Genomic DNA, 26,002 nt, shown 5'->3' with positions numbered 1-26,002 from the left:
CGGCTCAGATCTTGGCCGCTGAGCCGCCGTCCACGTACAGCTGGCTGGCGTTGGTGAACCCGGAGGCCTCCGAGGCCGCGAACACGATTGTTCGGGCCACCTCGTCGGCTCGGCCCACTCGGCCCTGGGGAATCCGGCCCCCGAGCACTTTGTCGGCGAATTCCTGGGGACTCAGCCCCTGCGAGTCGGCTGCGTTGGCCACCATTTCCATCAACCGGTCAGTGGCTGTCGGCCCGGGGTGTACTGCCACCACTCGGACACCGTCGGGGGCCATCAGCTGTCCCACCGAAGCAGTCACATGAGTTAGCGCGGTCACGATGCTAGCCAGCACATAGCCGGGGGACGCTTCCGTGCCGGCCACCCCGAGCACGTTCACGATTGACCCCGAGCCCTGCTCTTGCATGGCCGGCAACACCGCTCGCATAGCCCGCACGTACCCCATGAGCTTCAGGTCGATGGTCTCCTGCCACGCCTCCTCATCAGCGTCGAGGATCGACCCCCCGGTGGAGGAGCCGGCATTGTTGACCAACACGTCCACTCCGCCCAATCCGGCCATGGCTTCATCTATAGCCGCCGCCACGCCCGCCGCTGTCGACAAATCGGCGATCACCGGGATCCCGCCGATTTCCTCAGCCACCGCCTCCACATCGGAAGGGGTCCGGGCAACCACCGCCACCCGGGCGCCCTCGGCCGCGAAGATCCGGGACGCGGCCGCCCCGATTCCCCGGCTCCCCCCGGTCACAATCACCCGCGCTTCTTGGAGTCCAAGATCCATGGGCGGTGAGATTATCCTGCCGGACGTGAGCGACCGTCCTACCCCTATCCGCATTGAGGACCTTGTCGAACCGGCACTGCCTCCTGAGATTGTCCAGATGATGGAGCAGACCGCGCCGATGGCCGATCAGATCGAGCTGAGCCCCGAGGCGATTCTGGGTGCGGCCTCCGCCCAAACCGGGCTCAGCGACTTCGGCCCCGATGAGTTCCGGGCCCCGCTCGAGGTGCTGTGCCACTCACTGGACACCGAGGCCGACCACTCCCCTATGGGCCGGGTGAGCGGCTTCAGCCAACTCACCGCGTTTGCCGCCAACCGACTGCGCATCGAGCAGTACATCAAGGACCACCCCGATGCCCTGGATGTCCCCATCGACCGGCCTATCGTCATCGCCGGGCTGCCCCGCACCGGCACCACGCATTTGCACAACCTCATCTCCGCCGACCCCGCGCTGCGTTCATTGCCCTGGTGGGAGGCCATGGAGCCGGTCCCACCTCCAGAGGAGGCCGGAACCGTAGAAGGCCGCATCGAGCGGGCCAAGAACGGGCTGGTGATCCACAACACGGCCATGCCCCACTACGCCCGCATGCACGAGATGACCTGGGATCATGTCCACGAGGAGATCCACCTGCTGGGCATCGACTTCTCCACGATGCTGTTCGACTGCCTGGCCGTTTTGCCCACCTGGCGGTCGTACTACAAGGAACACGACCAAACCCCCCACTACCAGTACCTGAAGCGCATCCTGAAGGTGCTGACCCACCAGCGCCCACCCCGGGAGCGCTGGGTGCTCAAGTCGCCGCAACACCTGGAGCAGATTGCCCCGCTCATGAATGTGTTCGGCGACGCCACCGTGGTGTTCACCCACCGCGACCCGGTGTCGATCACGGCCTCGTTCGCCACCATGATCTGCTATTCGGCCCGCATGAGCGCCACTCATCCGGTTGATGTCTGCGCCATCGGCCAGTGGTGGGCTCAGCTCATCCAGGACATGCTCCAGTCGTGCACCGACGACCGAGACTTGGTACCGCCCGACCAGTCCATCGATGTGCTGTTCCATGAGTTCATGGCCGACGACGTGGCCATGGTGGAGCGCATCTACAAGCTGGCCGACCAGCCGTTCACCTCGGGCGTCAAGGCAGCCATGGACGCCTACATGTCCGATCATCCTCGCGGCAAGCACGGTCGGGTGATTTACGACCTGGCCGACTTCGACATGACGGCCCAAGAGCGCCGCCAAGCGCTCAGCTTCTATACCGACCGCTTTGCCGTCGAACTAGAGCACTAGCTCAGTTCGGCCAGCTTCACCACCTCGGCGCTGATCGGGTCGGGGGTCTGCTCGGGCAGGAACCAGCGGAACCAGATGCGCCCATGGGGCCGGCCCTGCGTGGACACCCAATTGGGCACACCCGGATCGTTCGCCGCGATAACGATGGTCCACGACCCGTCGGGGTCCAACTCCACCTTGGAGCCATTGGTGGTGACGTCGTCGTAGTCGTAGTTGAAGCAGTGCAAAAACTGGTTCCACAGGCACATGTTCCAGAACACGCACTCCGGTGAGCGGCCCTTCAACACCAGGGCCTCATCATCGTCGAGCTCGAACGCTCCCATGGCGTAGGAGGCGTCCCCCGCGGCCCAGCCGAAGGTCTCGGTGGGCACCGGAAAGGGATCGTCGATGTGGTTGAGGGTGCCTAGCGGAATGGGGACCATGGCGGCCTGTTCCTTTACCCACGTGGTGGCATGTTGGAAGCGCCGGGCCACCTCGGCGTCGGTGTGCACATCGCTCCACAGCGGGGCCGGATCCAAGCACTCGATGTGCCAACGGGCCTTCTCGCCGTTGACGGGGTCGTTCATGTAGTCGCGGGTGCAGGCCACCACGGCGTCGGGGGCCAGCTTCAGGAAGTTGCCGTCGTGGTTGTTCGGGCTGACCGTCATCTCGTAGGTGCCGTCGGGATTGGCGGTCATTTGGGTGGTGTTGAGTGTTCCGACGATGCGCTCGGAGTAGCGGCCGTCATCAGGGCCGCCGTACACGGTGAGCGACAGGTACACCGCGTCGCCGGGATCCACGGTCACCCGATACGTGCGGGAGGGGTCGACTCGGGTCATGAAGTAGAACGCATCGGAGTTGTCGCCGCCCCACTTCTTGTACGGACCCACGATCTCGGTGAACCGGGGCCGATTGGTGTCGGCCCACACATAGACGTCGAGCGCCACCTGGGTGATGGAGAAGATCCACCGGTAGCCCTCCAACACAGCCTGATCATCGGCCAGAGCCTTGGGACCGGAGAGAAACTCCTGATCGAGTCCCTTCATGGTGTCGAGCAGTTCTTGAACCGCCGCGCTGGTTTCAAAGCCGGTGTCAGTCATGGGTTCTCCTGTGGGGTTTCTATATCTTCAAAGAGCTGACGGTTGGCCCGAATGAAGACGCCGTCAGCAGTGGCGGTCACCGTTCCGTCGCACACCATTTCACCGGATGCGTACAGCTTGCGGCCTTCTTCGACAGAGGGCCAGGCTCGGAGCCTTATTTCCCTCAGCAAAGGCGTGGGTCGCCGATAGACCACTTTGAGTGTGCCGGTGTAGCCCCCCTTGTTGTTGACCACGTTGACCACCCCTAAGAGCTCATCGAAGATCTCGGCGATGATCCCGCCGTGGACCAAGCCGGGAGGGCCGGCATAGACCGGAGACAGGTTCATTCTTCCATGAACCTCTTCTCCCTCTGCCCATAACTCAACCGGCGGGGATGCCGGGTTCAAGCGGCCGATGATGGGGCTGAAGGGAAAGAACGCCATCGGGTCGCGGGATTCGAAACTGGCCGTCAGCTCCCCCATCACGCCCTGTTGGTGGAGCCCCTTCATTTGCTCCGCTTCCACCAAGGTCGCGGCTCGTTCCAGGAGTTCAGTGGCCTCGGTGAGGGAACTCCCGGTGGCTGTGGTAACCCTCACCGCGTTCAGCACTCGACGAGCTGCTTCGGTCAAAGCCAGGCGGTCGGCCCCGGCGCCGTAATCGGGGCTAGGCGCTGCGCTGGGGGCTTCCCAGAGAGGTTTTTCGCTCAAAGTGAGGGTAGGAAATGGATGATCGTCAGTCGGTGTCGTAGCCGTAGTCGACCACGTGATCAGTGCCGGGAAGGCCGGGAGTGACCAGCCCGGCTCGCCAGCCGCCGTCCACGTTCAGCTCGGCACCAGTGACGTAAGACGATTCGTCGCTGGCCAAGAACAAGGCGGCGTAGGCGATCTCGATGGGCTCTCCAACTCGGGAAATAGCGTGGTAGATGTAGGGCTCCTTCTCGGCCCGCGGATCATTCCTCGGGTTGCCCATAGGCGTGTTCACCCCGCCGGGGTGGATGGAGTTGACCCTGATGTCGAATCGGCCCCACTCGATGGCCGCGGTCTTGGTCATGCCCCGGATGGCGAACTTCGAGGCGGAGTAGCTGATGAGGCCGTTCTTGGACTGCTGGCCATCGATGGAGCTGATGTTCACGATGGAGCCCCCGCCGGCCATCTTCATAGACTCCAACACCGCCTTCATCCCCAAAAAGGTGCCCACCTGGTTGACGTTGATGACCGCCATGTAGTCGTCGAGGGTGGTTTCCTCGATGGCTGCGGGCCGCAGGATGGCGGCGTTGTTGACCAGGACACTCAAAGAGCCCATGCTGGCGGCCGCTTCAACGGCCGCGTCCCAGTCGGCCTCTTGGGAAACATCCAGGTGCACATATCGGGCGTTCGCTCCGATACTGGCCGCTACTTGCTCGCCGTCGTCGTCGAGAACGTCCCCGAGCACAACTTTGGCTCCTTCGGAGGCAAAAAGCCGGGCCTCGGCCTCGCCCTGGCCCCGAGCTGCTCCAGTGATTATCGCTACTTTGCCGTCCAGCCGTCCCATCTCAGCGTCTCCTTCGGTGATCGGGCGGTGTTTGCCGGGGCTACCCTACTTGCCCGCCTCGGCCCGCCCTAACCTGTGGGCATGGATCTGGGATATCGGGCGTTCGACGCCGACAATCACTACTACGAACCCCGAGATGCCTTTACCCGCTATATCGATCCGGCATTCGCCGAGAAGGCGGTAAGGCCCGTGATCGAGACCGATGGCTCTGAGGAGGTGTACATCGGCGACCAGCGGTTTACCTTCCTAGAACACCGCAACTTCGACACCGCTCCGCGGCCGGGAATGCTGCGGGAAATGCTGCAAGCCATGAAGCGAGGGGAGGGCGGTGCAAACATCAGGGGTACTCGGGTGTCTGAGCCTCATCGCCCGGAATATGTGACACGCTCGGCTCGGGTGGAGGTGCTCGACGATCAAGGCATTGAGGCTGCGGTGTTGTTTCCCACCCTGGCGGTGTGCGTGGAGCACTACATGGTTGACGACCCTGGCCTCCTCTACGCCAACCTCTCCGCCTTCAACCGCTGGCTGGACGACGAGTGGGGCCTCAATCGAGATGGCCGCATCCATGCCCCTCCCCTGCTGTCGCTGGTCGATCCCGATCGGGCAGTGGCCGAGTTGGAATGGGCACTGGACCGGGGAGCTCGGGTCGTTTCGCTACGCCCGGGACCCGCAGCCGGCCGGAATCTGGCCGATCCGATGTTCGACCCCTTCTGGGCCCGCATCAACGAGGCCCGAGCAGTGGTCGGTTTTCACATCGGCGAATCGGGCTACAACCAGTCGATGTCGGTGCACTGGGGAGAGGAGCCCAATCCCCCCTCACACCGGCAGTCGGCGTTGCAGTGGACCTGCTTCTACGGCGACCGGCCGATCATGGAGACGATGGCCGCGCTGATCTACGCCAACCTGTTCGAGGCGTTTCCCAACGTGCGGATCATGAGCGTGGAGAACGGCAGCTTGTGGGTGGATTACCTGATGGCGGCCATGAACAAGATGAACCGCATGGGCCGCAACGGCCCCTGGCTGCGGGGTCCGCTGACCGAGAAGCCCAGCGACGTGTTCCGCCGCCATGTGTTCGTTTCGCCCCACCACGAGGAGCCGGTGGCCGATCTGGCCCGCTCTATCGGGGTATCCCAAGTGCTGTTCGGCTCCGACTGGCCCCACGCCGAAGGCCTCGCCCAGCCGCTGGAGTTCGCCGAGGGGCTATCCAGTCTCCCGCCAAGTGATATCCGCCTGATAATGCGGGAGAATTTGGCCGGACTGCTGGCCGCCTAGACGGCTTTGTCTCTAAACAGTCGCCGGTCATAGGGCACACCGCAACGCTCGAGGGCGGCCTGCCAGGCGGGGCTGTTCTTCATGATGCGCCGCAGTCCCAGGACCATCGCCGTGCTGGCAGCTCGCGCCCCGGGAACCGCGGTCAGCTCCAAGGTCGGGGTGAGCTCTCGGGGGATGGTGGCGATGGCCCCGTTCAACAGGATCTGGTACCCCGCCTTCTGGGCCGCGGGAATCGGAGGACTTCGTAGAAAGCTGATCGCCGCTCGCATGCCGGGACTCGGAGCCATCGCCGGGTGCCCAGTGATCCACGCTCGAAGATCGGCGGCGGTGGTCGGCAGCGGCCCTGCCCCGAGCATCTCCCCCACCGTCGTCTGCTCGCCCACAAATTGATCGGCCTCTGCTTCGCTCAAGCGCCCTCCGAAGCGCTGGTAGGCCTCCAAGAAGGAGTCGGTGAGGGTGTTGTGAACCCATGCGGCCAATTCGGGAGTCGATGCGCTGTAGGGCTGGCCTCGGTGCGAGGTGCCGCTCACCCCCTGATGGGCCGTCTTCACCAGGTCGACGGCCTCTTCCACCTCGGGCATGGCCCCGTAGGTGGCCGATGTGACGTAGAACGACGTCCGGCTGAGGCGGCCCAAGGGGTCGTCGCGATACCGACTGTGGTCGTCCACCCCGGCCACCACTTCAGGATGGGCGGCCTGAATCAACAGGGCCCGGATCCCACCCACGAAGACACTCACGTCGCCGATTACCCGCCAGCTCACGGAATCGGGACCGCAGAGTCCAGGGTCGCCGGGAAAATCGCCGGTGTGCCTCAGCGGTATGTCTGCGTGGGCGAACATGCCGCTCACCGAGTTGATCACTCGCGACCTCACCAGGTGAAACATCTCAGTTTCAATCTATCGTCACGATGAGCTGTTCAAATCGGCGTATCGAGGCATAGGGCACCCAAGCTGGCTCGGCAGCCAACTCCATTCCGGGAAATCGCGCCAACAGCATCGGAAAGGCCACTTGGCCTTCCAACCGGGCGAGGGCCGCTCCCAGGCAGTAGTGAATGCCCTGGCCGAAGCTCATCAACTTGCCTCCTGGGCGGCGGATATCGAACCGATCAGGATCATCGAAGGCATCGGGGTCGCGATTGGCGGCCAATGACATCGTGGTAACCGTCTCCCCGGCCGCCACCGGGACACCAAACAGGTCGAAGGGTTCGGCGGCATCCCGCCCCGACCCCAGCACCGGGGCCTCGTAGCGGAGGATCTCGTCGACTGCTTGCGCAGCCAGGCTCGGGTCGTTGGACAACAAGGCCCGCTGGTCGGGATGGGAAAGCAGCAACGCGGCCCCGATCATCAACATGGAGCGGGTGGTGTCGTGGCCGGCGAAGAGCAGGTTCTCCACCATCGCCACCAACTCAGCTTCGCTCAATGCATCTCCGTCGGCCTCGGCGGCAATGAGGCCGCTGAGCATGTCATCGCCCGGCTGTGCTCGGCGATCGGCAATCAGCTCGGCGACATATTGGTTGAGGCCGTTGATGGCCGCCTCCAAGCGGTCCAGCAACTCAGGGGTGTGGACCGAGGAGAAGACCAAGCCCAGATCGGCGGTCCAGGCCGCAAAGCGATGGTGATCGCCGGAGGGAACCCCGAGCATGGCGGCCATCACCCTGATCGGCAGCTCGTGGGCGAACTCAGCTACCAAGTCCGCGGTGGGGCCGTGGAAACTGTCCAACGAGTCTTCGGTGATCTGCGCCACACGGGGACGAAGCGACTCCACCGCCCGAGGTGTGAACGCCCGGCTGACCAGTCGGCGCAGCCGAGTGTGCTCCGGTGGGTTGGCGGAGAACATGACCTGCCCCCACCACTCGGCGATTGGCCCCTCGGTGATCCCCCGAGGGGCCAAGAGGTCGGTGGTCAAAAACCGCGGGTCGCGCAAGACCCATTCCACCGCGTCGAAGCTCAACGCGATCAGGCTCCCATCGACTCCCCGAGCCAGCGGATGCCGACTCCGGGCCCCCGCCAACACCGGGTAGGGATTCGACCAGAACCCCGGATCGGTGAGGTCTACAACAGCGAGTTCGTTCACAGTCGCTATTGTCCCCCGGCATGGAGATGCTTCCCAGTCCCGAGCCGTTCATCGGTGGAATCGACTTCGGCGAGGGTCCCCGGTGGCATGACGGCCGCCTGTGGTTCTCGGACTTCTATCAGTACTCGGTGAACGCCGCTTCGTTAGACGGAACCGTCGAGGTGATCGTCGAGGTGCCCGGCCAGCCGTCGGGGTTGGGATGGATGCCCGACGGCGACCTCTTGGTGGTGTCGATGCGGGACCGCCGGGTGATGCGCTACGACGGCATGGCCCTTCACGAGCATGCCGACCTCTCCGGCATTGCCACCTCGCTGTGCAACGACATGACGGTGGACGCGAAAGGACGGGCCTATGTGGGCAACTTCGGGTTCGACCTGCACGGCGGCGAAGACGTGGCCGCAGCCACCCTGGCGTTAGTGCAGCCCGATGGGACGGCTGAAGCCTCGGCTGGCGACCTGCTGTTCCCCAACGGCGCGGTGATCACCCCCGACGGTGCCACCTTTATCGTGGGAGAGAGCTTTGGCACCCAGTTCACGGCATTCGACATCGGGCCCGAAGGCCGATTGGAGAACCGACGGCTGTGGGCCGCGGTGCCCGGAACCGTCCCCGACGGCTGCTGCTACGACGCCGAGGGAGGAATCTGGTACGCCGATGCGGTGGGCCGAGCCGCCCTGCGGGTACTCGAGGGTGGTGAGATCACCCACCGGGTGGAGACGGAGCTCAACTGTTTCGCCGTCATGCTGGGCGGCGACGACGGTCGCACGTTGTTCCTGGTAACAGCTCCGGGATCCCATCCTGATGAGGTGCAAGGCCTGGGTCAAGCCCGAATAGAGACCGTGCAAGTGGAGATTCCCGGGGCGGGGCTGCCTTAATTCACCGCAATAGATCAGGGAGCAAGATGATGAAGTTTTCGGGAAGAGTGGCTTTGGTCACCGGAGCCGGGTCGGGCATCGGCCAGGCCACCGCAGTGCGATTGGCCAGCGAAGGGGCGGTGGTAGTCGGCAGTGACATCAATGCGGCTGGGTTGGAGGAAACCGCGGGGATGATGGAGGAGGGCACCGCGTTCCATCCGGTGGTGTCCGACGTACGCAGCCGAGACGCCTGCCAAGAACTGGTGGCCACTGTGGTGGCTGACCACGGTCGCCTCGACGTGCTGTGCAACGTCGCCGGGGTGGCCCGGGGCCACCGGGTGGAACACGTAGACCAGGAGGCGTGGGATCTGATCATGGGCGTGAACGTTGAGGGGGTGTTCTGGATGTCACAGGCCGCTCTCCCCCACTTGGAGTCATCGGAAGGCTGCATCGTGAACATCGCCTCCAACGCGGGGCTGATGGGACAGGCCTATACCGTGCCCTACTGCGCCAGCAAGGGAGCGGTGGTATTGATGACCAAGGCCATGGCCATGGAGACGATGAAAACCGGAATTCGGGTCAATGCCATCGCCCCTGGCGGGGTGGAAACCAATTTGATGGAGACGTTCACCTTTCCCGAAGACCCCGATCCGGATCTCATGGGGCGCTACCTAGGCTTCCGCGGCCAGGCTCAAGCCGATGACATCGCATCTTTGGTGGCCTACCTGGTCTCAGATGAGGGCCATCGAATCCATGGAGCGGTGCTGAGCATCGATGCCGGAATGACCGCAGGATGAGCTGGGATCCGGTCGGGCAACGAGTACTGATCACCGGTTCGTCATCGGGCATCGGGGCCGCCCTGGCGGTTGAACTTGCCCGGGCAGGGGCGTTCGTGGGATTGGCCGCCCGCCGAGGCGACCGCCTCGAACAGGTTCTGGGCGACGTGCGAGACGCCGGCGGTGATGGCTGCTGGTGGACGCTGGATCTGGCCGACTTGGACCGCGTGGCCCCGTTCGCCGATCGCGCCTGGGCCGAGATGGGGCCCATTGATGTGCTGGTGAACAATGCCGGCGCCCCTAGGCGGCGGTCGATGAAGCGCCTCACACCGGAGGAATTGGACGAGACGATGGCGGTGAACTTCACCGGTTCTGCTCGGCTCACCCTGGCGCTGTTGCCCCACATGCTGGAAAGGGACTCGGGAACCATCGTGAACGTGTCATCGATGGGCACCCAGTCGATGGCGTTTCGAACCGGGGCCTATGCCGCGGCCAAAGCCGCGCTCAATCTGTTCACCGAAGGACTCTATTTTGATTTAGCCGGGACCGGTGTTCGGGCCCATCTGTTCACCCCTGGCTCCACCGCCACTGAGTTCTCCACCCCGAAGCCGGGGAACGACGACCCGTTCCCCCAGCCCCCTGATGCGTTCATGGACCCGGCGGATGTGGCCAAGGCGCTGATTGCCAAGCTGGGCAATGATGACTTCGAAGGTTTCGCTGCCCCCGCCCTGAAGGAGACCGCCCAAGCCAAGCGGGCCGATCCCAACGGCTATCTGGTGGAAATGATCGAGATGATGACCCGGCGCTAGCTAGTCGATTCTCGAGAAGGTCCGGTCGGGGAACAGGTCCACCACCGGCTTCCATAGATGCTCCAACCGCCAGGCCCGGCGGGCTAGATAACGGAGCAACTCAGCCTCGTCTTCTGTTTCCCCACCCTGGATGGCCTTGTCCAGAGCCATCAGCCCATCCTCAAGCGTGTCGGACCGGTGGCCAATGAGAGCGGCGATCTCGTCCAATTCGATGTCGGCGAGTTGGGGACCGATCTGCTTCTGCCGGTCCAAGCACTCCACCAACAGGGTGGCGTGTTCCAACCGGTGGCGGGGAAAGTCGCCGTCCACCGCAGGCAGGACTTCCTCCCGCAGGTTGCTGATGATGACACCTTCAAGAGAGCTGGCCATCTCAACATCAGGAAGCTCGGGCCGCTCCAATTCGATTCCCATGGCGTCGGCCAGCGCCTCACAGGTGGCCCGCTCACAGATGTAGCGGTAGGCCCAGTTCATAGCGTTGGGCATCTGGGGGTCATTGATCACCGTTATGCGAGCCAGTGACACGATGGATCGCACGAACTGCTGCACCCGGTAGTAGCGAACCGAGTCGAGGTGTACCGGGATTCCGGACAGCTCTTCGTACCGACGGAAGAGCGGGCCAAGACCTTCTTCGGGGGTCGAAGGACAGTAGAACTCCCGGGTGCAGATGTTGCCGAAGTCCTCCATGGGATCGCCGAAGTGAGCCCACTCCCAGTCGACGATGGCGCTCACCTGCCCTTCGTTGAACATGAAGTTGGCCGGTCCGGTGTCACCCTGCAAGAGGCTCACGCGGTCGAGGCGCTCGGGAACATTGTTCCTGATCCACTGGAGCGAATAGGTGTACAGCGGATCAGTGACCATGCCGCCGAGGAACTGCTCGACGAAGTCGATTTCGCCCAGCGCGCACTCGGCCGAGGTGGTGGGTATGGGCATGTGGTCGAGCCCCAGCGAGTCGGGGTCGAGCAAGTGAAGCAGAACCAACTGCTGGATGAAGTCCTCGAGTACCGAGGCCTGCTCTTCGGGTTCGGCGTTGTCCAAATCGGCCCGGCCCGGCATCCGCTCGTGCAACGCGGCTTGGAGGTCCTCATTCCAGGCGCAGATGGCGGGCACCTTCATGCCGGTCTCGACCAGTGCGGTCTGCACCTTGGCCTCGCTCTTCACCGAGTGGGTGCCGCTGCCATCTCCTTCACGGTCGAGGCGCAGGAAGTACTCGCCAACCGAACCGTCGGGGCGGGTGACATCTACCACCCACGCCTCCCGCCGGGCGATGTGGCGCTTCAAATGAGTGATGCGACCGCCACCCGCCTCGGCAATCCAGTCGGTCATCCCATCGGGCAAATCGTGATTGAGCTCTTCAGCCATCCCGATGGCTTACCACGCGCCTACCCCGCGGGTCTCTTTCCCCAGACCGCAACCCACAGGCAATCGATGTAGCGAAAGGTTGGATCGTCAAAGCAGGCCAACAGTTCGTCGTAGTCGGCTTCGTCGTAATCGTCGCGTCGAGCGCTGAGCGGGCGGGCCACCTCCATCGTGAAACGGCGGTACCGGGCTCGAAGCGAACCCCCGCTCACAATGTCGGTCAGCCCCTCTGAGGACACATCGTCCAATCGAGCTCCCAGCACCTCGTGAACCTTGCGGCCGACGAAGGAGTCCATCCGACTGCCCGAAGCCGACCGCTCACGGAAACGACGAAAAACGTCAGCTCGGGGATGGTCGGGATCGCACTCCATCATGGTCCCGTAGTCAGGCTCGGCGACCGTTACCCATCCCGCTGGTCGAGCCGACGACACCAAGTTGTCCACCGCGGCATCGAAGTCGGCCACATGGGCGAGCAGTGCCCGGCAATGGACCAAGTCGAAGGCCGAATCCTCCACCGGACCGTCACATATGTCGTGAGTCCGAACGTCAGGGCCGCTCAAGAACCGAGGCATGATGTCAGCCGACACCACCTCAGCTCCCCTGTCCCGCAACCACTGCGATACCGAGCCTCGGCCAGCTCCCACGTCGGCGCACCGCCAACCGGCACCCGCCCCTATCTTCTCCAGCCGGGCAAAGGTCGGCCCGTCGAGAATGGACTCCAGCAAGGCCAGCCGCGGCCCTTCGCCCTCCTCGCCGATCTCCGACATGGCATACCGCACTCTTGGCTGCACTGCATCGGCCATGGAGTGAGCCTACGATGCAGGCATGAGCACAGAGCGAGTATTCGGCGATGTGGCGACCAAGCTGTTGATGGAAAACGACCGGGTGAAGATTTGGGAGATGCGTCTCGACCCTGGCGAGAGGTCAGATCTTCACCGGCACGATCACGACTATGTGCTGGTTCAAGTGGCAGGCGACAAGATTGCGGGAGACTTCGAGCCGGACACGGCCGGGGAATTCTCCGGCCTGGTTGAGGGCGACGTCATCCCCGGTCAGCCCATGTTCATCTCCAAGGGCGGCATCGAGACCGCAGTCAATACCGGCACCGAGTCCTACTACGAGATTCTGATCGAGCTGAAAGACTGAGCTCCCCAACAACTCATCAACAGCCGCATGATGCGGCGTATGCCTGGCGGCTGCTGGTAACCCTGCTCGCTGGCCAGGTGGTGTTCGGCTCCACAATGACCATCATCGGGGCCTCGCTGTCGGACATCGCGGAGAATCTGGGCACCACCAACGCCACGCTGTCGTGGGCGGTCTCTGCTCCATTTCTAGGGTTGGCGGCGGGGACCACGGTTTTCGGGACTCTGGGCGACTCATGGGGCCACCGGCGAATGCTGATCCTCGGCCTGACGGTGTTCACCGCAGCTACGGGAGTGTGCGGGCTGGCGTGGGACGCCCTTAGTTTCATTGCCTTTCGGGCGTTGTTCGGACTGGGTGGAGCCATGATGATCCCCAACGGGATGGCCATATTGATGGCTGCCTTTCCGGTGAATCAACGGGCTCGGGCCATGGGCTGGTTCCAGTTCGCCGCAGTAGGAGGACCGGCCATCGGCTTGGTCACCGGGGGTGCTCTGGTGGATGCGCTGGGCTGGCGGGCAATTTTCGCGATCTATACCCCTATCGCCGCGCTCGGTTTGATCGCCGCCACCATCGTGGTGCGTCCCACTCGTGCTGGCGAGGCCAAACCGGTTGACGTCGCGGGCGCGCTCAGCCTGGTTGCTGCGGTAGTCGTCTTGATGGTGGCTCTGGACCGCGGCGCCACACTGGGCTTCAGCCACCCAATGGCAATAGTGCTCTTGGCCTTCGTGCCGGCAACCATCTGGACGTTCGTGGCCATCGAGCGGCGCTCGGCTCATCCGATGGTCCCACTCGAGTGGTTCCGCCGCCGAAACTATGCCGGGCCAGTGGTGGCCTCGGCCACGGCCAACGCGGCCTATATGGGCGGTTTCATCCTTGCGCCCCAGATCTTGCAGCAGCGTTACGGGTACACGCTGACCGCCGCCACGATGTTCTTGGTAGTTCGCCTGATCTTCTTCAGCCTCAGCTCTCCGGTGGGCGGTCGGCTGACCGCCATTAGGGGTGAGCGGTGGACGTCCTGTTTGGGAAGCGTGCTGGTGGTGTTGGCCATGGTGTCTTTTGCCGCGGGATCGCTGGTCGATGCCGTGGTGCTAGTCGTGCTGGGCCTTGCCCTGGCGGGCGGAGGACTGGGGGTGGCTGGGCCGGCTTACCAGGTGTCGGTGGTGGGGGCAGTTCCGATGGACCGCCTGGGGGCAGCAACCGGGATGTTCCAGACGCTCACCAGCCTGGGGACAGCCGCTGGCGTCCAAGTGCTGGTGCTGGCCGTGGGAGAGAGTTTCACGGGAGAGGCGTTTGCCAACGCCTTTTGGCTGGGCGCGGCGGTGGCCGCGGTTGGTGTCTTCGGCGCGGCCGCTATCTCTTCAACCAACTCCGCTTCAGCGAAGTAACGGTCAGCTCTGGCCGGTCAGCGCGGCCAAGACCTTGGGGGCCATGATCTCGGCCAGGTCCAGGCACTCCTCTTTCGACCAGATGGCGATGGGAACCCACGGATAGTCGGCGGTGAGGAACTCGTAGTCGGGGCATCCGCTCACTCGGGCGATGGCCTGGGCCGATCCCCGCATCTCCTCATGGACGATGGCGACGCTGGGAACCCCAGCCCACTCCAACTCCACTGCGTCCCGCAAACTGCGGGCACTACAGCTGCCTCAACCTCCGAAGCCGGTGATGGCGACGGTTGCCTCCTCGGTCAACCGACTCCAGTCTCCCGGATCAGGGGGAATGGACACCGAACTCTTGACCACCTTGAGCGGGGCTTGCAGATCGCTCAATTTGTTCAACTCGTCATAGAGGGCATCTAGGAAGATCTCCCCCTCGCCGAGGCCGTTGGCCACCAGGGCGACCACCGCCCCGTCCAGGCTGGCCGGTCGGGGAGAGAAATCGTGGTCGTCGGTACGGTCAAATGGACCGGACGTCGGGTCGAGGCCGATGAGGGCAGTCATATTTTCAGACTAGCTGATTGGTGCGGGTGCGGGCAGCGGCTAGGAGACGGCTTCGGTTATGGCCAGGGCGAGGTGGGGTAGCAAGAGCCAGCTGGCTCCCATGCCAGCGCCTCCGGCGGCCACGATCAAGATGCCTTCGGGCTTGCCGATGCGGGCCATGCGGTCGGTGGCGCTGGTGGCGGGCGCGTTGAGCCGGGGCCACAGATGCTGCTGGATATCGGTTTTCGACCACCCTTCCTCAATAAAGAAGCGATGGTGCTCGTGGCCGATCACGATCACCACGTTGCCGTCCTCGCCCAGCCACGAGTCCCCGGCGATGCCGTTGGCCCGGATATTGGTCACCAGCGTGTCGCACACCCCCTCGGCGGTGCGGCTGGTGAAGTCGGTGGCCTCGACCATCTTCATCAGTGAGTGGACGGTCACCGCGCTCTGCTCCGGGTCCAGCCCCCGCTGGACGTGGAGCGGCTCCCAATCGGAGGCTTCCTCGTTCTCCCCGAAGCAGAAGGAGTAGCGGGCCGGCGTGGAATAGCTGGCCCGATCCAAGAACCCGGGGATGCCCCGGCACACGTTGCGGATTACCAGGCGAAGCGCCCGGCCGATGGTGGCGTTGGCCCGGAATCCCGGACCGAAACAGCCCGCAGCCGAAGCCACGCCCAGCTCGTTGCGAACAGGCCCGTTGATGATCACGGCCTGGGCCGCGCCCGAAAGCGTGCCCGTGGTGGAGTGGCAGTTTCCCTTGGGGTGCAAGTGAGCCCGCACCGCGGCCACCACCGCGGGAAAGTACTCGGGCAGACAGCCAGCCATAACCGCGTTCGCGGCTGCCTGCTCCGCGGTGCAAGTCACCTCCCGGGTGGGAACCGTGCCCAGCACCTCATCTCCGGAGAGCCCAGCGCTCTCCAAGAACGCGGCCACTTTCTCGGGGGTGGGGGGCATGATGGGCAGCCCGTCGGTCCAGCCCCGCTCGAAATAGTCCTCCGCGAGGGCTTCGTAGGAGTCGTAGGAGTGTTGGGCGGCCGTGGTCATGTACTGAGGCTAGAGCTCATGGCGGGTGGTCTCCCATACAGAGCGGATGGCGAAGCTCGACCGGAGGCGACCCATGCCGCTGAAGCGCGACAAGTACTGATTGTGGATCCTCTCGAAGTCACGTTGATCGGCAACCGCGAGGTGGAGCAGATAGTCGGCATCACCGGCCATCAAATGGCATGACATCACTTCCGGACACTCCACCACCTCTTTCTCGAACTGGCGCAGAGATGCTTCGCTTTGGCTCACCAGCGAGATCTCAACGAACACGTCGAGAGAGCGGTTGATGGCTTGTGGATCGACAATCATCACGTAGCCAGCGATCACCCCTTCGGCTTCCAGGCGGCGGACCCGGCGATAACAGGCGGAGGGCGACAACCCCACTCGGTCGGCGAGTTCTGCGTTGGACATCCGCGCGTCGCTCTGGAGCTCGTTGAGGATTGATCGGTCAATTGAGTCCAACTCCGACATTGGCCTAACTCCTTGCGACGAGAAAAGCACTCAAATCTTGTAGAACATAAAATAACCGCAAGATTGAATCTAGACGGAGAGATTATTCGACTTTGGCCCTATTCTCCGCATCTTTTCAAGAATTATTCACCCCTATCGCGGATAAAATATCACCATAGCAATCGGCTTGCGGCGGAGGCACGAGATGCGCATTGGGATACCGAAGGAAATCAAGAGCGAAGAACGCCGGGTGGCGTTGACACCGGGAGGCACAGCCGACCTCGTCGGTCGCGGCCATCAAGTTCTTGTCGAGCGCGGCTGCGGTGACGGAGCGGGTTTCACCGATGAGGAGTACATCACCCACGGCGCGACAATCGCGGACTCTGCCCCATCGGTGTTCGATCAGGCCGACCTGATCGTCAAGGTCAAAGAGCCCCAAGCCGAAGAACGGGCCCGCCTGAACGAAGACCAGGTTCTCTTCACATACCTCCACTTGGCGGCAGACGCGGTCCAAACTGCCGAGCTGATCGACCGGGGGGTCACGGCCATCGCCTACGAATCGGTTGTCGGTCCCAACGGTGGTCTGCCTTTGCTGGCCCCCATGTCACAAGTCGCGGGGCGCATGTCGATTCAAGCCGGGGCGCACTGCTTGGAGTCATCGCAAGGGGGCCGAGGAGTGCTCCTCGGCGGAGTACCGGGCGTTGCCCCTGCCAGAGTGGTCATCCTCGGCGGAGGCGTGGTTGGCCGCAACGCAGTGCAGATGGCCGTCGGCCTTGGTGCCGACGTCACGGTGATCGACCGAGATATCTCCGTTTTGGAAGACTTGAACTCGCGCTTCGGCTCGGCCTTGCACACCCTTCACTCCAGCGGAGGCGCCCTGGAGGAGGCAGTTCTCGGGGCCGATCTGGTGATCGGCGCAGTCCTCGTGCGAGGGGCCCGAGCTCCGCATCTGGTCACAACTGAGATGGTCAAGCAGATGCGGCCCCGATCCGCAGTGGTGGACGTGGCCATCGACCAGGGCGGCTGTATCGAGACCTCCCGACCCACAACCCATGCCAATCCCACCTACCTGGCCTACGACGTGGTCCACTACTGCGTCGCCAACATGCCCGGAGCCGTACCCCGCACCTCGACGTTCGCGCTGGAGCATGCCACCCTCCCCTATATCGCCATGCTGGCCGATCTGGGACCGAGAGAGGCCATGCGGTCAAATCCCGGACTTCGAGCTGGGCTCTCGATATGCCAAGGGCAGGTCACTGAACCGGCGGTGGCGGAATCGCTCGGTCTCAGCTTCGCTGCCCCGGAAGAGGTCCTGGGACTCAGCCTCACCGCGGCCTGATCGAGCTCTCTGCTAGATCAGTTCAGCCATCCGCTCCGCTACCGCGATCACATTCAAGTTCGTGTTGGCTCTAGGGGTCTCCGGCATGATCGAAGCGTCGCAAACCCGCAGCCCCTCAGTTCCCCAGACCTGACCGCGGGGCCCGACCACCGCAGTCGGGTTATCGGCCGGGCCCATCGCGCACGTGCCCGCCCCGTGGTAGAAGGCCACGTGGTTGGCGAACACATGGGCCAACAGGTCCTCGCGGGCCAGTCTTGGGGGCAAGAAGACCGGTCCCTTCGCCACCTCTTGGTATGAGGGCGACGACAGCAGCTCCAGTCCCAGCTCGAAGGCCTCAACCAGACGCTCGAGATCAGGCTTGTGGGCCAAAAAGGGGTAGGTGATGGCCGGTGGGTCTACGGGATCGGCCGACACCGGACGGACTGATCCCCGAATCTCCACCCGTTGCAGGGCGGCGTTGAAGGCAAAAATCGTGTCGAGGCCTCCAGCATCGGCTTGGCGCCGGGGATTGGCCGACAGGTCGATCATCCCGACCGGAAAGAGCTGAAGGTCGTTGGCGGGACCAGTCGAGCTGGTGAACCGCAGCAGGGTCTGAATGGTGACATCTTCGGGAGAGACCATCTTCGGCCTGGGAGCCGCAAACAGGTAGACCGCCGGGTGATCGGAGAAGTTGGCCCCCACTCCAGGGCAGTTGGCGATCACGTCGATGCCCAAACCGGCCAGCTCCGAAGCCGGGCCTATGCCAGAGCGCCACAGCAGCATCGGCGACTGGACTACACCAGCGGCCACGATCACCTCGTGAGCGGGAATTGTCTCTGCTTGGCCGTCAACGACCGTTTCCACCCCCGTGACCCGGTTGCCCCTCCAGCGCATGGCCAGCGCCAGGCAATTGCCCCGAACCTCCAGGTTGGGGCGGCTCCGGACCTCTGGAGTCAGGTAAGCGTCAGCGGCCGACACCCGCTGGAGACCTCGGCGGTTTCGAGGCAGGGGGCCCGCACCAGACGAATTTGGTGCGTTGTGGTCGGAGATGTAGCCATGGCCCGCTACTTCGCAAGCCTCATAGAACACCGCGTGCACCGGATTGAGCTCCGCCTGGGGCGTTCGGGCGATGGGCAGGGGGCCGTACCGGCCATGCCATTGATCTTCTCCGTCGGGATCGGACTCCAGCCGCTGGAAGCTGCCCAGCATCGCTTCCCAACGCCATTCGTCGAAACCCCAGGCATCGAAATCTGCCGGCATGGCTCTCACTGCGATGCCGCCGTTCACCGCTGAGCTGCCCCCGAGCACCCGCCCCCGGGGATAGGGCTGTGTTCGCCCTCCGGGCAGCCTGACTTCGTCGCCCCAGTCGTGGTCGGGGTGCGAGGACACCGTGATATCGGCCAGCTCTGGAGGCAACTGCGTGCCGTGGTCGGGACCAGCCTCCAAAAGCAACACCTGTCGGGAGGGGTCTTCCGACAACCGGGCAGCCAGCACCGACCCTGCCGAGCCCCCACCCACGATGACCGTGTCGAATAGCTCTCCAGCTTGCACTGGTACCTGACAGTAGTGATGAGGCCGCTAGTTTGGCGGCATGGGCAGATCGTGTGAGGGACGGGTGGCTCTGGTCACCGGAGCGAGTCGGGGCATCGGCGAGGGCGCCGCGCTGAGGTTGGCGGCCGAAGGAGCAGCGGTGGCTGCGGTCGCCCGCACCCGGGCCGACGGCGACCATCGCCTGCCTGGGTCGCTGGAGCAGCTGGTGGCGGCCATCCGGTCGAGCGGAGGCCGGGCAGTTGGCATCCCCGCCGACCTGTCCGATCCTTCGTTGGACCGAGCCGAGATCGTGGCCCAAGCCGAGGAGGAGCTGGACGGCAAGATCGACATACTGGTCAACAACGCCGCCCGAGCCTTCTACCAACCGTTTACGGAGTTGACCGAGAAGCGGTGGCGCATCGCCTACGAGCTGAATGTGTGGGCTCCGTGGGACCTGGCCCGCCTGGTGCTGCCGGGAATGCGAGAGCTCGGGCGGGGGGCCATCGTGAACATCTCCTCGGGAGTGGCCGAGTCCCCTGATCTGCCGCCCAATCGGGCCAGCGGACCGACGATGACCGGATGCCTGTACGGGTCGACCAAGGCGGCCCTGAACCGCTGGACCACCGGGCTGGCCGCGGAGACCTGGGACGACATGATCACAGTTAACGCGTTGTCGCCAGAAGCGGCGGTGATGACCCCCGGCGCCGGCGACTACGTGAACTTGCCGCCCGAGAGCCTCGAGCCCATGGAGACCATGTGCGAGGCCATCTTGGCCCTATGCACTGCCGAACCCCAAGAGCTCAGCGGCAGGATCACCTACTCCCTGTCGCTGATCTGCGAGCTCAACCGCCCCGTCAGGACTCTTGACGGCTCCGAGCTGCTTCCCGGCTGGCAGCCCGGTGACATCGATCCCGAACGACTGCGCAGCTGAAGCCGGCCTTACTGCGCGGCCTTGTTGGATTCGCGTTCGCCCCGAACGAATGCCTCCCGGGCCTTGTCGCCCTCCCCCATGAGATTCAGCTCATAGGTGAATCCCTGTTCGAACCGGTAGCTGCGGTGGACGTCCACTGGGTCAATCCCGTTGATCGACCACTTGGCCTTGCGAATGACACCGGGCGGCTTGGACGCGATCACCCCTGCCACACTGCGGGCCTCGTCCATGAGCTGATCGCCGGGGACAACGCTGAGCACGGTCCCCCACCGCTGGAGGTCTTCGGCAGCCACCGGCTCGCAGCTGTACATCATCCAGCGCATGATCTTCTCCGGCACCAGCCGGGCGGTGTGGGTGGCAGCCCCCAGGGCCCCATTGTCTACTTCGGGCATCGAGAACTTGACCCCTTCGGCGGCCACAACCAAGTCGCAGTTCCCGGCGAGGCCGATGCCCAACCCCAGACAAAAGTCCTGAATCGCGGCGACAACGGGAACCGCGCAGTCATACACCGCTCCGAAGGCCTCATAGCAGGCGTCTCCGGTTCCGAGGACCCCCTCGAACCCCTCCATGGCCTGCATCTCTTTGATATCCACCCCGGCGTTGAATCCCCGCCCCACCGCGGTGAGGATGGCAACCCGCACGCTGGAGTCGTTCTTGTAGCTTCGAAAGATCTCAGCTAGCCGATAGGTGTCGGCGATATTGAGAGCGTTGACCGGCGGATTGTCCATGGTGACCACGGCGATGCCCTGGTCATCGATCTCGGTGTGAATGGCCACAGTGCGCTCCTTTGCCCGACCCTGGTTCTTGGCGGCTCAGCGTACGCCTACGCAGCGGCGGCTACTAGCTTCTACCCAAATAGAATTCCCGATCCCAGAAAGCGAGTCCACCTTGCGCATCGGCTATCTGATCGACACCAACCACGGGTACTACGACCAGCCCCTGCCTGAACCCGAAAGCGCGGCCGATGCCCTCGACGCCATGATCGAAGAGGGCATCCTGGCCGAGCAGTCGGGGTTCCACTCCATTCAGGTGCCCGATCGCCATGGCCGCACGGAGTCGTACTTCGGCTCGCCCCTGAATCTGCTGATGATCTTGGCCCGGGAGACCAGCAAGGTGGCCATCGGCTCGTATTGCCTGGTCAACACGCTCTATCACCCCATGGAGGTGGCCGAGCAGTGCGCCATCATCGACAACATCTCCCGGGGCCGGCTGTACATGACCTGGGGTCGCGGATTCCACGCCGGCTACTGGGGGCAGTTCGGCGTTCCGTCGGAGCGGATGCTGGGCCGCTATCTGGAGAACGTGGCCATCATCGACAAGGCGCTTCAGTCCAAGGGCGAGAGGTTCAGCTGGGATGGCGACTTCTACCAGGTGAACGACGGACTGCTGTCCCCCAATTCCTACCAGCAGCCCCGGTTCCCGTTCTGGGGCGGCGGCCAACTCCCTGCGGCCATCGAGCGGTGCGGGGTCTACGCCGAGTCGTGGACGTGTGACGACTTTCCCATCCTCAAAGAGACGTGGGATGTGCAGGCCGGCGCCTATCGGGCCAAGGCCATCGAGCACGGCAAGGAGCCGTTCATCGTCCTCATGCGCAAGGCATGGGTGGCCGACACCTTCGAGCAGGCCGCCGAGCAGTACGGCAGCCACTATGTGCCCGAGATGCGCTTTTATTGCGAGCAGGGAATCCTCGCCCACCATCCCGAATTCGACTCCCCCGAGAAGATCACCACCGAATCGGCCCGAGAGCACATCGTGGTGGGTTCCCCCGCCCAATGCCGGGAGCGCTTGGAGCAGTATCACGAGGAGCTGGGCGTGCAGTATTTCACCGTGCAGTTCCGCATGGTCACTGGCCCCTCGTTCGAAGCCACCCGGGAGCAGATCCAGCGCTTCGGCGAGGAGGTGGTGCAGCCCCTGCACCGCAAATACCCAGCCCCCGACCATCCGGCCATCCCCGAAGCCTGCCGGTGGTGACCCGATGACTTCGACAACAGAGACTCCGACCGTTGAACAACTGGAATCACTGGTGGGAAGGCAGTTTCCCGGTGGAACTTATGCCGTGGACCCGTGGCGGGTTTGGCTGACCAACGACGTCATCGGCGCGCCCCAGCGGACCGACGGCATCGCCCATCCCATGTTTTGCTACTACGCGGCCATGGCCGGCTTGGGCATCTCAATCGACGAGATGTTCACCCTTTGCTACGCGTCGGCCGACGATGGCCCGATGTTCGGCGAATGCGACATTCAACAGCTGCGCCCCTTGGAGATCGGTGCCACCTACACCGTGCGGGGTGAGATCACCGGCGCAGTCCGCAAGCAAGGGGAGCGCACGGGGACCTTCGACATTGTGGCCTTTCAGCTGGAGGTCGTTGCCCCCGATGGCGAGGTGTCGTCGGTGGTGTCCAATTCATTTATCTTCCCCAGGAGGTCCTAGTGAGCGCATTTCCAAGACCATCAGTGGGCGACGAGCTGCCTCCGATGATTATCGAGTCGGTTGACGCCGAGAAGATGAAGACGATGGCCGCTCTTTTAGGCGATTCCAACCCCATCCACTGGGATGTCGACACCGTTAGAGAGCTGGGCATGGGCGACCAACCGGTGAATCAAGGGCCCAACAACCTGGGCTACGTGATGAACATGCTGGGCGATTGGGCCGGAGGCGCCGAGCGCATCCAGAAGATCCGTGTGCGTTTTCTCGACAACGTCTTCGCCGGTGACCGCTTGGAGGCCGGCGGCACCGTGACCGCCGTCGGCGATGACGGCACCATCGAGTGCGATGTGTGGTTGGCCCGAGACGGCACCCACCCGGTACTAGCCGGAACGGCCACCCTGGTGCTGGTGGTCTAGGTGGCCAGCCTCACGCTGTAGTTGCCGGAGAGCGAACGGATAAGCAGGGCGAACAAGAACAGCACAACTGTGCCCAGGGTCATGGTGGCGCCAGCGGCGGTGTCGTGGTGATAGCTGATGAGCAAGCCGACGACCACGGAAACGGCGCCGATAACAACCGCGGTGATCATGATGACTGGAATACGGCGAACCAACATGGCGGCAGTAGATGGTGGTGCCACCAAGAAGGCAAAGACCAGCAAGTTCCCCACTGCCTGGAACGACGCCACGATAGAAATGGCCAAAAGCGCTAGCAGAGCAGCGTGGGCCAGGCGGGGTCGAAGCCCCATCAGCCGAGCCTGCACCTCATCGAAGGTCATTACCAGGAAGGCACGGTGAAAGAACAAGATCCCCAACAATGCGATTCCGGCGATGATCAGCTGGCGAAGAAGGTCGTTGTCGGTGACTCCGGTGATAGAGCCAAACAAGAATCGGCTGAGATCACCGGAGTACGCCCCCGAGCTGCTGGACATGATCACAACTGCTAAGGCCAAGAACCCCACATAGAGCAATACGATTGAGCTGTCGTCAGGAAGCGGAGAGTGGTTGCGGATCAAGTTGATGCCGGAAATCATGACCAGCGCAGCAACCAGCGCACCCAACGTTGGGTCGCCCCCGACGATGAAGGCGATGGCTAGGCCGGGCAGCACTCCATGGGCCAAGGCCTCGCCGAAGAAGCTCATTCCTCGAAGCACCACCCAAGTTCCGACCGGTGAGGTAGCCAGCACCGCCAGCAGCCCCGACCACAGGGCCTTTCGCATGAAGATGTTGTCGACGAAGGGCTCGATCCACCAGTCGAATGGACTGGTCAGAAACTCCACTAGCCCAATCTAGTGACCGAGTTGATCAACCGAGCCCTTCAGCGATCACTTGTGCGTTGCTGCGCATGAACCCGATGTAGGTATCAGCGCCACTGCCCGCGGGACCCAGCGATCCGGTATTCAAGGAAAGCACCTTGACACCGGCCTCCCGGCCGAGGGCATCAGCGTCATCGGTGCTGTGCGTCGTCTCCGAGAAGATGGCCGCTACACCGGTTTCTTCGATCACATGAACCAGTTCCTGGAGCCCCGCGGGGTTGGCCTCGCCCAGGGTGGAGCCACCCGGAATGACGGTCCCAATCAGTTGGAACCCGTAGCGATCGGCGAAGTAACCGAGGGCATCGTGGTTGGTGACCAACAAACGATCCTCAGGATGCAGCGGGGCCAAGATGCCTTCGATTTCGTCGTCCACAGCAATTAGCTCGCCGCGATAGGCCGCAACGCACTCATCTAGAGCCTCAGCATCGAGGCCCGCTTGCGTGGCCAGGGCTTGGCTGAGCGCGGGCAACACATCGGCGACTCGAATGGGATCAAACCACACGTGGGGGTCCTCCCCGCCGTGGGCGTGGCCGTGGTCGTCTTCGTGGTCGTCCTCGTCGTGGTCGTCCTCGTGGTCGTCTTCGTGGTCGTCCTCGTCGTGGTCGTCCTCGTGGTCGTCGTCGTGGTCGTCCTCGTCGTGGTCGTCCTCGTGGTCGTCCTCGTCGTGGTCGTCGTGCTCGTCGTGGTCGTCGTGCTCGTCGTGGTCGTCGTGGTCGTCGTGGTCGTCGTGGTCGTCGTGGTCGTCCTCGTCGTGGTCGTCGTGGTCGTCCTCGTGGCCGTGGTCGTCCTCGTGGTCGTCGTGGTCGTCCTCGTGGCCGTGGTCGTCCTCGTGGTCGTCGTCGTGCTCGTCGTGGTCGTCGTCGTGCTCGTCGTGGTCGTCGTGGTCGTCCTCGTGGCCGTGGTCGTCCTCGTGGTCGTCGTCGTGGCCCATTTGCACGGTATTCGAACCGAATTCGATGGTCGAGATGTGGTCTGCCATATGGAATATCGGCGTCCCGGCTTCCTCCACCGCTTCGAGAGTGTCCTCAAGGCCCTCTTCCAAATGGAGACCATTGGCCACAATCAGCGGGGCGCTTTCCATCCGGCCCCGGTCTTGCAGCGAGGGCTGGAAGGAATGGGGGTCTCCGCCAGTCGGAATGAGGGTGACCACGTCGGCCAGCCCATCGCAGACCACATTTGCCACCACGTCGCCCCATATCGATGTTGTGACCACGATTGTCGGGACACCTTCGGACTCAGCCGCATCGTCGTTCCCACACCCCGAAGCAATCAAGGCCAGTGCGCCCAGCAATAGCGCCGCACGAAAGGCAACTCGTCTAGAAGAATTGATAATGAGTCCCATTCCTGCAAACCTATTCCCGGGTCGGCGTCAATGGCAAACAGACCATTCGAAAGGCGCTCCGGCGAAAAGGAAGACCATGGCGGCAATAGTCCACGCGCTGTACATCATCGGCCAGCTCATTGCGATCATGGGGGTGGTATTCGCCCTCCCCCTGGTGGTATGCGAATGCTGTCGGTATTGGTGGAAATGCCGGTGCGCCCGCCGTGAACAATGTCTAGGGACTACTGCGGGACTGACTGGATCCACATCCTCGCCGAAGGGTTGTTCAAGAAGTGCGTCGGTGCCATCCGAGGTAAGCCCCTAAAATAGAGAACGCGAATGACTGGGCAACCACTACCGGGCGCGATCGACAGGAATTCCCTCATCGAGCTGCACTCCCAAATCAGCAACCGATTGGCCCAGCAAGATCACCGCTATACCAAAGGTCGAAAGCAACTGGTTGAGATCCTGGCCCGAGCCGGGCAGCCCATGACGTTGCCCGACATCGTGGGAGCAGATCCCAAAATGGCCCGGAGCTCGGCTTATCGCAACCTCGACATACTGGTTCGCTGCGGTGTCATCCGGCGGATCAACTCGGGAGGTGATTACTCCCACTTCGAATTGGCCGAACCGTTGCTCGGCCACCATCACCACCTCATCTGCGTCAGCTGCGGCAACATTGAAGACATTCATCTCGACAGCGACATCGAACATTTGGTGGACAAAAGCCTGAGTGAGATCGCAGACCGAACCGGCTTCACCCCTATCCAACACAGCCTCGACCTTCACGGGCACTGCGCCCGTTGCTGAACCGTTACCGAGGC

The 26,002-nt window shown here is 63.4% G+C and carries 28 protein-coding genes; 13 read left to right on the top strand and 15 right to left on the bottom strand.

Annotated elements, in window-relative coordinates; all coding sequences use genetic code 11:
• Positions 1-4 precede the first annotated feature (4 nt).
• Positions 5-775 (bottom strand): SDR family NAD(P)-dependent oxidoreductase, encoded by a 771-nt coding sequence (locus ACOGJC_RS15075; RefSeq protein WP_419845815.1) that lies wholly within the window; start codon positions 773-775, stop codon positions 5-7.
• Positions 776-800: 25 nt separating this feature from the next.
• Here ACOGJC_RS15075 and ACOGJC_RS15070 point away from each other — a divergent pair, with 25 nt between their 5' ends.
• The gene (locus ACOGJC_RS15070; protein WP_419845814.1) at positions 801-2,060 is read left to right on the top strand and encodes a sulfotransferase family protein; all 1,260 of its coding nucleotides are present in this window, start codon (positions 801-803) and stop codon (positions 2,058-2,060) included.
• On the opposite strand, the gene ACOGJC_RS15065 is transcribed toward ACOGJC_RS15070, so the two are convergent.
• The 3 genes from ACOGJC_RS15065 to ACOGJC_RS15055 are packed head-to-tail and all read right to left on the bottom strand — an operon-like array spanning position 2,057 to position 4,648.
• Positions 2,057-3,139 carry a DUF1214 domain-containing protein gene (locus ACOGJC_RS15065; RefSeq protein ID WP_419845813.1) on the bottom strand — a complete coding sequence of 361 codons (1,083 nt, stop codon included), beginning with the start codon at positions 3,137-3,139 and terminating at the stop codon, positions 2,057-2,059. The genes ACOGJC_RS15070 and ACOGJC_RS15065 overlap by 4 nt on opposite strands.
• On the bottom strand, positions 3,136-3,825 hold the full coding sequence (locus tag ACOGJC_RS15060) for a PaaI family thioesterase (protein ID WP_419845812.1): 690 nt from the start codon (positions 3,823-3,825) through the stop codon (positions 3,136-3,138). The genes ACOGJC_RS15065 and ACOGJC_RS15060 overlap by 4 nt, the downstream gene beginning before the upstream one ends.
• 25 nt (positions 3,826-3,850) lie before the next feature.
• On the bottom strand, positions 3,851-4,648 hold the full coding sequence (locus tag ACOGJC_RS15055; protein WP_419845811.1) for a glucose 1-dehydrogenase: 798 nt from the start codon (positions 4,646-4,648) through the stop codon (positions 3,851-3,853).
• 81 nt (positions 4,649-4,729) lie between these two features.
• Here ACOGJC_RS15055 and ACOGJC_RS15050 point away from each other — a divergent pair, with 81 nt between their 5' ends.
• Complete coding sequence (locus tag ACOGJC_RS15050; RefSeq protein WP_419845810.1) at positions 4,730-5,920, top strand: amidohydrolase family protein; 1,191 nt, start codon at positions 4,730-4,732, stop codon at positions 5,918-5,920.
• Here the strand turns inward: ACOGJC_RS15050 and ACOGJC_RS15045 are convergent.
• Complete coding sequence (locus ACOGJC_RS15045; RefSeq protein WP_419845809.1) at positions 5,917-6,792, bottom strand: oxygenase MpaB family protein; 876 nt, start codon at positions 6,790-6,792, stop codon at positions 5,917-5,919. The genes ACOGJC_RS15050 and ACOGJC_RS15045 overlap by 4 nt on opposite strands.
• A 19-nt stretch (positions 6,793-6,811) precedes the next feature.
• Positions 6,812-7,993: a cytochrome P450 gene (locus ACOGJC_RS15040; protein WP_419845808.1), complete on the bottom strand. Its 1,182-nt coding sequence runs from the start codon at positions 7,991-7,993 to the stop codon at positions 6,812-6,814.
• Positions 7,994-8,013: 20 nt separating this feature from the next.
• Here ACOGJC_RS15040 and ACOGJC_RS15035 point away from each other — a divergent pair, with 20 nt between their 5' ends.
• Genes ACOGJC_RS15035 through ACOGJC_RS15025 form a run of 3 tightly spaced genes read left to right on the top strand, consistent with a single transcriptional unit; the run spans position 8,014 to position 10,429 of the window.
• Positions 8,014-8,865: an SMP-30/gluconolactonase/LRE family protein gene (locus ACOGJC_RS15035; RefSeq protein ID WP_419845807.1), complete on the top strand. Its 852-nt coding sequence runs from the start codon at positions 8,014-8,016 to the stop codon at positions 8,863-8,865.
• Between the two features lie 29 nt (positions 8,866-8,894).
• Positions 8,895-9,641, top strand: a complete 747-nt coding sequence (locus ACOGJC_RS15030) for an SDR family NAD(P)-dependent oxidoreductase (RefSeq protein ID WP_419845806.1) — start codon at positions 8,895-8,897, stop codon at positions 9,639-9,641.
• Positions 9,638-10,429, top strand: coding sequence for an SDR family NAD(P)-dependent oxidoreductase (locus tag ACOGJC_RS15025; protein ID WP_419845805.1), 792 nt, complete (start codon positions 9,638-9,640; stop codon positions 10,427-10,429). Before ACOGJC_RS15030 ends, ACOGJC_RS15025 begins: the two co-directional genes overlap by 4 nt.
• Here ACOGJC_RS15025 and ACOGJC_RS15020 read toward each other — a convergent pair whose 3' ends face one another.
• A complete protein-coding gene (locus ACOGJC_RS15020) occupies positions 10,430-11,788 on the bottom strand; it encodes a phosphotransferase family protein (RefSeq protein WP_419845804.1) in 1,359 nt (452 codons plus the stop codon).
• Between the two features lie 20 nt (positions 11,789-11,808).
• Entirely contained in the window at positions 11,809-12,588 is a 780-nt protein-coding gene (locus tag ACOGJC_RS15015; protein ID WP_419845803.1) for a class I SAM-dependent methyltransferase, read from the bottom strand.
• Between the two features lie 22 nt (positions 12,589-12,610).
• Here ACOGJC_RS15015 and ACOGJC_RS15010 point away from each other — a divergent pair, with 22 nt between their 5' ends.
• Together ACOGJC_RS15010 and ACOGJC_RS15005 are read left to right on the top strand one after the other, a co-directional pair.
• On the top strand, positions 12,611-12,931 hold the full coding sequence (locus ACOGJC_RS15010; protein WP_419845802.1) for a hypothetical protein: 321 nt from the start codon (positions 12,611-12,613) through the stop codon (positions 12,929-12,931).
• 77 nt (positions 12,932-13,008) lie between these two features.
• Positions 13,009-14,313 carry an MFS transporter gene (locus ACOGJC_RS15005; protein WP_419845801.1) on the top strand — a complete coding sequence of 435 codons (1,305 nt, stop codon included), beginning with the start codon at positions 13,009-13,011 and terminating at the stop codon, positions 14,311-14,313.
• 3 nt (positions 14,314-14,316) lie between these two features.
• On the opposite strand, the gene ACOGJC_RS15000 is transcribed toward ACOGJC_RS15005, so the two are convergent.
• From ACOGJC_RS15000 to ACOGJC_RS14990, 3 genes are read right to left on the bottom strand one after another with little or no spacing between them, the layout of a single operon-like run.
• Complete coding sequence (locus tag ACOGJC_RS15000; RefSeq protein WP_419845800.1) at positions 14,317-14,865, bottom strand: UGSC family (seleno)protein; 549 nt, start codon at positions 14,863-14,865, stop codon at positions 14,317-14,319.
• A 39-nt stretch (positions 14,866-14,904) separates the two neighbouring features.
• Complete coding sequence (locus tag ACOGJC_RS14995; RefSeq protein WP_419845799.1) at positions 14,905-15,888, bottom strand: hypothetical protein; 984 nt, start codon at positions 15,886-15,888, stop codon at positions 14,905-14,907.
• A 9-nt stretch (positions 15,889-15,897) separates the two neighbouring features.
• Positions 15,898-16,359 (bottom strand): Lrp/AsnC family transcriptional regulator, encoded by a 462-nt coding sequence (locus ACOGJC_RS14990; protein WP_419845798.1) that lies wholly within the window; start codon positions 16,357-16,359, stop codon positions 15,898-15,900.
• Positions 16,360-16,543: 184 nt separating this feature from the next.
• Here ACOGJC_RS14990 and ald point away from each other — a divergent pair, with 184 nt between their 5' ends.
• Positions 16,544-17,677 (top strand): alanine dehydrogenase, encoded by a 1,134-nt coding sequence (ald, locus tag ACOGJC_RS14985; RefSeq protein WP_419845797.1) that lies wholly within the window; start codon positions 16,544-16,546, stop codon positions 17,675-17,677.
• A gap of 12 nt (positions 17,678-17,689) precedes the next feature.
• Here ald and ACOGJC_RS14980 read toward each other — a convergent pair whose 3' ends face one another.
• On the bottom strand, positions 17,690-19,207 hold the full coding sequence (locus ACOGJC_RS14980) for a GMC family oxidoreductase (protein ID WP_419845796.1): 1,518 nt from the start codon (positions 19,205-19,207) through the stop codon (positions 17,690-17,692).
• A 40-nt stretch (positions 19,208-19,247) separates the two neighbouring features.
• On the opposite strand from ACOGJC_RS14980, the gene ACOGJC_RS14975 reads away from it, so the two are divergent.
• Positions 19,248-20,117: an SDR family NAD(P)-dependent oxidoreductase gene (locus tag ACOGJC_RS14975; RefSeq protein WP_419845795.1), complete on the top strand. Its 870-nt coding sequence runs from the start codon at positions 19,248-19,250 to the stop codon at positions 20,115-20,117.
• An 8-nt stretch (positions 20,118-20,125) separates the two neighbouring features.
• Here the strand turns inward: ACOGJC_RS14975 and ACOGJC_RS14970 are convergent, their stop codons facing one another.
• Positions 20,126-20,893, bottom strand: a complete 768-nt coding sequence (locus tag ACOGJC_RS14970; protein ID WP_419845794.1) for an enoyl-CoA hydratase family protein — start codon at positions 20,891-20,893, stop codon at positions 20,126-20,128.
• Positions 20,894-21,005: 112 nt separating this feature from the next.
• On the opposite strand from ACOGJC_RS14970, the gene ACOGJC_RS14965 reads away from it, so the two are divergent.
• The 3 genes from ACOGJC_RS14965 to ACOGJC_RS14955 are packed head-to-tail and all read left to right on the top strand — an operon-like array spanning position 21,006 to position 22,961.
• Positions 21,006-22,088, top strand: a complete 1,083-nt coding sequence (locus ACOGJC_RS14965; protein ID WP_419845793.1) for an LLM class flavin-dependent oxidoreductase — start codon at positions 21,006-21,008, stop codon at positions 22,086-22,088.
• A gap of 4 nt (positions 22,089-22,092) precedes the next feature.
• Positions 22,093-22,548 carry a hypothetical protein gene (locus ACOGJC_RS14960; protein WP_419845792.1) on the top strand — a complete coding sequence of 152 codons (456 nt, stop codon included), beginning with the start codon at positions 22,093-22,095 and terminating at the stop codon, positions 22,546-22,548.
• A complete protein-coding gene (locus tag ACOGJC_RS14955) occupies positions 22,548-22,961 on the top strand; it encodes a MaoC/PaaZ C-terminal domain-containing protein (protein WP_419845791.1) in 414 nt (137 codons plus the stop codon). Before ACOGJC_RS14960 ends, ACOGJC_RS14955 begins: the two co-directional genes overlap by 1 nt.
• Here the strand turns inward: ACOGJC_RS14955 and ACOGJC_RS14950 are convergent.
• Complete coding sequence (locus ACOGJC_RS14950; protein WP_419845790.1) at positions 22,958-23,821, bottom strand: iron chelate uptake ABC transporter family permease subunit; 864 nt, start codon at positions 23,819-23,821, stop codon at positions 22,958-22,960. The two genes, ACOGJC_RS14955 and ACOGJC_RS14950, sit on opposite strands and share 4 nt — an antisense overlap.
• A gap of 25 nt (positions 23,822-23,846) precedes the next feature.
• Positions 23,847-25,199, bottom strand: a complete 1,353-nt coding sequence (locus ACOGJC_RS14945; RefSeq protein ID WP_419845789.1) for a metal ABC transporter solute-binding protein, Zn/Mn family — start codon at positions 25,197-25,199, stop codon at positions 23,847-23,849.
• Positions 25,200-25,517: 318 nt separating this feature from the next.
• Between ACOGJC_RS14945 and ACOGJC_RS14940 the strand changes: the two genes are divergently transcribed.
• Positions 25,518-25,988: a Fur family transcriptional regulator gene (locus tag ACOGJC_RS14940; protein WP_419845788.1), complete on the top strand. Its 471-nt coding sequence runs from the start codon at positions 25,518-25,520 to the stop codon at positions 25,986-25,988.
• Positions 25,989-26,002: the final 14 nt, after the last annotated feature.

The organism is Candidatus Poriferisocius sp. (assembly GCF_965204015.1).
Classification (GTDB): Bacteria; Actinomycetota; Acidimicrobiia; order Acidimicrobiales; family Bin134; genus Poriferisocius.
The sequence above is the reverse complement of the archived record's forward strand: the minus strand, read 5'-3'. Positions and strand labels throughout refer to the sequence as shown.

Excerpts from the sequence above, each read along its gene's own strand:
- ACOGJC_RS15020 (WP_419845804.1), bottom strand. The coding sequence starts at position 11,788 with ATGGCTGAAGAGCTCAATCACGATTTGCCCGATGGGATGACCGACTGG.
- ACOGJC_RS15055 (WP_419845811.1), bottom strand. The coding sequence starts at position 4,648 with ATGGGACGGCTGGACGGCAAAGTAGCGATAATCACTGGAGCAGCTCGG.
- ACOGJC_RS15065 (WP_419845813.1), bottom strand. The coding sequence starts at position 3,139 with ATGACTGACACCGGCTTTGAAACCAGCGCGGCGGTTCAAGAACTGCTC.
- ACOGJC_RS15025 (WP_419845805.1), top strand. The coding sequence starts at position 9,638 with ATGAGCTGGGATCCGGTCGGGCAACGAGTACTGATCACCGGTTCGTCA.
- ACOGJC_RS14960 (WP_419845792.1), top strand. The coding sequence starts at position 22,093 with ATGACTTCGACAACAGAGACTCCGACCGTTGAACAACTGGAATCACTG.
- ACOGJC_RS14945 (WP_419845789.1), bottom strand. The coding sequence starts at position 25,199 with ATGGGACTCATTATCAATTCTTCTAGACGAGTTGCCTTTCGTGCGGCG.
- ACOGJC_RS15050 (WP_419845810.1), top strand. The coding sequence starts at position 4,730 with ATGGATCTGGGATATCGGGCGTTCGACGCCGACAATCACTACTACGAA.
- ACOGJC_RS15015 (WP_419845803.1), bottom strand. The coding sequence starts at position 12,588 with ATGGCCGATGCAGTGCAGCCAAGAGTGCGGTATGCCATGTCGGAGATC.
- ACOGJC_RS14940 (WP_419845788.1), top strand. The coding sequence starts at position 25,518 with ATGACTGGGCAACCACTACCGGGCGCGATCGACAGGAATTCCCTCATC.
- ACOGJC_RS15035 (WP_419845807.1), top strand. The coding sequence starts at position 8,014 with ATGGAGATGCTTCCCAGTCCCGAGCCGTTCATCGGTGGAATCGACTTC.
- ACOGJC_RS15075 (WP_419845815.1), bottom strand. The coding sequence starts at position 775 with ATGGATCTTGGACTCCAAGAAGCGCGGGTGATTGTGACCGGGGGGAGC.
- ald (WP_419845797.1), top strand. The coding sequence starts at position 16,544 with ATGCGCATTGGGATACCGAAGGAAATCAAGAGCGAAGAACGCCGGGTG.
- ACOGJC_RS14975 (WP_419845795.1), top strand. The coding sequence starts at position 19,248 with ATGGGCAGATCGTGTGAGGGACGGGTGGCTCTGGTCACCGGAGCGAGT.
- ACOGJC_RS14990 (WP_419845798.1), bottom strand. The coding sequence starts at position 16,359 with ATGTCGGAGTTGGACTCAATTGACCGATCAATCCTCAACGAGCTCCAG.
- ACOGJC_RS15030 (WP_419845806.1), top strand. The coding sequence starts at position 8,895 with ATGAAGTTTTCGGGAAGAGTGGCTTTGGTCACCGGAGCCGGGTCGGGC.
- ACOGJC_RS15010 (WP_419845802.1), top strand. The coding sequence starts at position 12,611 with ATGAGCACAGAGCGAGTATTCGGCGATGTGGCGACCAAGCTGTTGATG.
- ACOGJC_RS14995 (WP_419845799.1), bottom strand. The coding sequence starts at position 15,888 with ATGACCACGGCCGCCCAACACTCCTACGACTCCTACGAAGCCCTCGCG.